The organism is Kineococcus glutinatus (genome assembly GCF_039542765.1).
In the GTDB taxonomy this organism is placed as follows: Bacteria; Actinomycetota; Actinomycetes; order Actinomycetales; family Kineococcaceae; genus Kineococcus_A; species Kineococcus_A glutinatus.
This window is the reverse complement of record NZ_BAABIL010000219.1, coordinates 1-4,665: the sequence shown is the minus strand read 5'-3', so window position 1 is coordinate 4,665 and position 4,665 is coordinate 1. Positions and strand designations below refer to the sequence as shown.

Sequence of the window (4,665 nt, the reverse complement as noted above, 5' to 3'; positions counted from 1 at the left end):
TGGCGGTGCCGACGGGGACGACGACCTCGGAGGCGGCGTGCACGCCCAGGCCCTTGGCGTAGGTGGTGGTGCCGATGGTGAGGGTCTTGCCGTCGCCGGCGGCCTGCCCGCCGTTGCTGCGGTCGCGCTCGACCGGGCCCCAGCCGTTGCGCACCGTGCGGAACGCGGTGTCCGACACGTACGTGGCGCCCTGGACCGCGGCGGCCTCGGCCTCGGCCCGGCCGTGGTCCGCGGGCAGCGCCTGCAGCTTGGCCCACGGGAAGTTCTTCATGACGGCGTAGTCCGGCGTGGCGCCCATCAGCGCCTTCCACGGGTCGACGCCGGTGGCCGCGATGGCGGCGGCCGGGCTCTCGGCGATGACGGCGACGCAGCCGGCGGTGTCGGTGACGACGAACCCGTACTTCTGGGCGGCCTTGGCGACCATCTTGGCGATGGGGTGCAGCGCCAGCGCGTCGACGTTCAGCGACGGGTCCAGCCGCAGCCGGGTGCCCTCGGGGACCCGGCCCGCGGACGTGTCGAAGCCGTCGCTGCGCGTCGCCGGCCAGCTCACCTCCGTGTGCGTGCCGGGAGCGGGCAGGTGCAGCGCGATGGCGTGGTCGATGACGCCGGACTGCACGTCCTTGATGCCGATCGTGCCACCCGCGATGGCCAGGCCGCTGGCGCTGGCCCCGAACGTGCCGGGGAACTGCCCCTGGCTGTGCGAGACGCCGTCGATGCGCCCGCCCCAGCAGGCGCTCCACTGGCCGTCGACCTGCTTGGCGATCCAGAACTCCCAGAGCTGGTCGGTCGAGGGGGAGTAGATGGTGAGCTGGCTGTCGGTGCCCTTGGCGGGCACGGCGTCGGCGGGGATCGGGACCTGGTTGAACTGGCCCCCGGGGCCGAGCAGGTCCTTGGGCGTCCAGCTCCAGCCCTGGCAGTTGCTCCACCGCACGTCCACCCGCGGCTGGTTGGCGGGCACCGTGTAGACGCTGGTGCTGTAGCTGTAGGCGTTGAACGCGGCGACGCCGCCGTAGTACTTCGCCACCTGGTCGGTGACGTTCTGCACCATGGCGGGGGAGTTCTCGTGCACCGGCGCGCTGCGCACGTCCTTGCGCCACGCGGTGCCGGGGCTGAAGACGCCACCGGCGGGCATCTGCGCGCTCGTCACGGGGGCGATGGCGGTGCCGGTCCCGGTCGTCGCCTGCGCCGCGACCCCGGGGACGAAGGGGAGCAGGGAGGCGGTGACCGCGGTGGTGGCTGCGGCGAGCAGGCGCGTGCGGAACAAGGCATCTCCCGGGCGGTGAGGGGATCGTGCGGACCCCCATCGCTTCGGTCCCGCGCCGCGCACCCTTCGCCGCCGGGGGGTGCAATCACCCGCGCGGGAGGTTTGGCGCTCACCGTTCGCACACGCCCCGCACGACGTCGCCGGGATCGGGCCGGTGCACCGTCACCCGGACGGCGGGCCCGGTGACGGTGACTGTGAGCAACCGCTGGGCCGCAGGCACCGCACGCCGCCCACGCACCGTCACGGTGCCGCGGTGCAGCCCGGAACGGGCGCTCAGCCCGGGCCGGTCCCCGCGGGCTCGCCCGGCGCCGGGCGGCGGTGCTTGACCACCCGTGCCGGGTTGCCGGCGACGACGGTGTACGGCGGGACGTCCACCGTCACCACCGAGGCCGCGCCCACCACGCTGCCGCGCCCGATCCGGCGGCCCGGCAGGATCGTCACCCCGGCGCCGATCCACACGTCGTCCTCGATGACGATCGTCCGCTCGGGCCGGAACCCCTGCTGGGCCATGGGCAGCTCCAGCGAGGCGGTCTCGTGCCCCGCCGCCAGCAGCACGCAGCGCGGGCCCATCATGACGTCCGCCCCGATGGTCACCGGGCCGATGACGAGCGCGTCCATGCCGATCGCGGAGCGGTCGCCCAGGACGATGCCCCGGCCGGAACCGAACCAGGCGCCGTGCTCCACGTTCACGTCCCGCCCGCACCCGTCCAGCATCCGGCGCGCCAGCGCCGCCCTGATGCGCCGCGCCGCCCGCCCCCCCGGCCGCGGGGACCAGGGCAGGTGCCGGGCGAAACCCAGGTACGCGGCGGCCGCCAGCGCCCGTCGCGGTGCTGCGGTCATGGTCGCGATCCTCCCCGCCGGACCGGCACGCCGCCGCTGCCGAGGTCGCCGGTCACCAGGTGCGGGCGCAGCGCGATGCCCGCGATCGTCCAGACCAGGAAGTTCGGGAACGGGTACGGGTTGGGGCTCAGCAGCACCGGGAACGTCCACAGGCACACCGACGCCACGGCGAGCAGGCGCCACTGCCCGTGCTCCGCGCCCCGCGGGCGGCGCAGGGCCGCGGCGGCCGGCCCCAGCAGCGCGGCGGCCACCCACAAGGCGGCGCCGGGCAGCCCCAGTTCCGCGGCCCGGGCCAGCACCACGTTGTGCGCCTCGATCCGCACGCTGGTCACGGGGTAGTTCGCGCTCTGGCGGACGAAGTCGGGGCTGACCTCGATGAAGCGCACCCACCCCACACCGGTGAGCGGGTGCTCCTGCACCACCCGCAGCGCCGCGACGTTCGTGTTCGAGCGGTCGTCGACGGAGCGGGTGGTGCCCGCCCGCTCCGTCACGCTCTCCTGCAACCCGGGCACCGCGGCCAGGACGGTGAGCACCGCCACCGCCCCGCCCGCCAGGACGAGCGGCAGCCAGCGCCGCAGCCGCGCCGACACCAGGCACGTCACGACCACCGCGACGGCCGTCCCCAGCCACACCGACCGCGTCAGGGGCAGCACCACCCCCGCCGGGGCCAGCACCACCACCACCAGGGACACCGCCCGCCAGCCGCCGCGGAACCGGGCGGTGCCCAGGACGGCGGCGAACGCGCACAGCGCGATGGCCATGCCCATGGCCTCGGAGGCCACGAAGGGCCCGCGGGCGCGCCCGAAACCGATCCCGACGGTGGGGTCGAGGATGTAGCGCGGCCACACCAGCGAGGCGGGTCCCGCCTTCTCGAAGAGCGCCGTCAGCTCCAGGTACAGCCCGACGAGCACCAGCGAGCGCAGCAGCAGGTCGCGGCGGGCCGTGGTGGCGAAGACGACGGGTGCCACGCAGAGCAGCAGGAACGGCACGACGAGCCGGTCCAGCAGCGCGAAGAAGCCGTAGGGCGTCAGCAGCGTCCCGTGCGCGGCGGCCGACCAGGCCGTCAGCGCCGCGGTCGCCGCCATCACGACGTGCACGGCCCGCAGCCGGGGGCGCCCGCCGGCCCGCCAGGCCACGGGGTCCAGCAGGAGCAGCAGCATCCCGGCGCCGAACAGCAGGCGGTCGGGGCCGACGGGCAGGCCGAGGCCGGAGGTCTGGCCTGAGAAGACGCTCAGCACGAGGGAGCCGACGAAGCACCACACGTACGCCGGGTGCGCGGTCGCCACCCGGCGCAGCAGGCCCCCGGTCGACGGGCCGCCGGTCGACGGGCCACCGGCGGCGGTGGCCGCGGCGGGCATCAGCGCCTGCTGGCGTGCTCGGCGAGCCTGCTCCGCTCCGGCTCGGCGGGCAGGTGGACACCCGCGGGCCGGCGCCGCGGCCGGCGCCGCTCGCGCGCGGAGGCCGCGATCAGCGCCAGCACGAGGCCGCCGCCGAGCCCGGCCACCCCGAAGCGCGTCATCTGGGAGGTGCGCTGGTCGGTGGTGACGACCCCGTCGCTGATCATGCGCAGGCCCTCGGCGGAGCGCACCGACGTCTCGGCGGCCTGGTAGCGCTGGCCCGTGGCGGTCTGCTGGACCTTGGCGACGGACAGCGCGCTCTGCGCGTCGGTGAGGCGCTGCTGCGCCTCGGCCAGCTCGTCGTCGGAGGTGTCCTCGTCGGCGGCGAGGTCGTCGAGCTGCTGCTGGGCCACCCGGACCTGCGTGTCGAACGTCGCCACGTCCCGCGACAGCCGGGTGTACTCGTCGAGCAGCTCGGTGGGCTGCTGGGTCGAGAGGGCGTTCACCCGGTCGGTGAGGTCCCGCGCCACGGTCGTCGCGCCGCGCTGGGCGACGTCCCGGTCGGTCCCGGTCACCTCGACGCGGATGATGCTGGACTCGGGGATCGGGGACGCGGCGACGACCTGGACCGTGTCGGCGCCCGCGCCGATGACCTGGCCCAGCAGGGCCTCGGCCTGCTGCTCGTTGACGTAGCGGGCCAGGTCCGCGGCGAGCTGCTGGGTGGCCTGGGAGTAGCCGGCCACCACGCGCGCGTCGAGGCTGGTGCTGCCGACGGCCACCCGCGACTCGGCGACGTACGTGGCCGGGGTGGTGGAGCTGGCCCCCACACCCGCCGCCAGCCCCAGCAGCCCGAGCCCGACGCCCCACCACCACCGCCGCGCGAGGGCGGTGAGCGGGCTGGCGGGCGCCGTGGTGGGATCCGGTGCGTTCACGAGGCGGCTCCGTCCGCTGGTGGCCCGAAGCGGGGTGGCGCCCGGTCGGCGCACTGCTCCCGGTGTTCGGCTGGTTGCTGAGCGTACTGGTTCGTGTGGGGTTCGCGGCCCGGACATGATGCGCGCCCGGCGGCCGCGATGGCGAGCGGAACCCGCGGCGGCCTCCGCCGGGACCGCCGCGGGCGCGGGTGGGAGCATCGCGGCGTGGTGGATGCGCGTGGCGTGACGGGTCCGGACGCGGACGAGGTGGCGGACGCGGACGAGGTGGCGGACGCGGACGAGGTGGCGGACG

The 4,665-nt window shown here is 75.8% G+C and carries 4 protein-coding genes; all 4 read right to left on the bottom strand.

The features are described from left to right. Nucleotides 1-1,264: NPCBM/NEW2 domain-containing protein (locus ABEB16_RS09425; RefSeq protein WP_345712001.1), on the bottom strand; the 1,264-nt coding region annotated here is incomplete at its 3' end. 273 nt (nucleotides 1,265-1,537) lie between these two features. After that, nucleotides 1,538-2,104 carry an acyltransferase gene (locus ABEB16_RS09420; RefSeq protein ID WP_345712000.1) on the bottom strand — a complete coding sequence of 189 codons (567 nt, stop codon included), beginning with the start codon at nucleotides 2,102-2,104 and terminating at the stop codon, nucleotides 1,538-1,540. After that, nucleotides 2,101-3,462, bottom strand: coding sequence for an O-antigen ligase family protein (locus ABEB16_RS09415; protein WP_345711999.1), 1,362 nt, complete (start codon nucleotides 3,460-3,462; stop codon nucleotides 2,101-2,103). The genes ABEB16_RS09420 and ABEB16_RS09415 overlap by 4 nt, the downstream gene beginning before the upstream one ends. Next, nucleotides 3,462-4,373 (bottom strand): hypothetical protein, encoded by a 912-nt coding sequence (locus tag ABEB16_RS09410; RefSeq protein WP_345711998.1) that lies wholly within the window; start codon nucleotides 4,371-4,373, stop codon nucleotides 3,462-3,464. Before ABEB16_RS09410 ends, ABEB16_RS09415 begins: the two co-directional genes overlap by 1 nt. Nucleotides 4,374-4,665 lie beyond the last annotated feature (292 nt).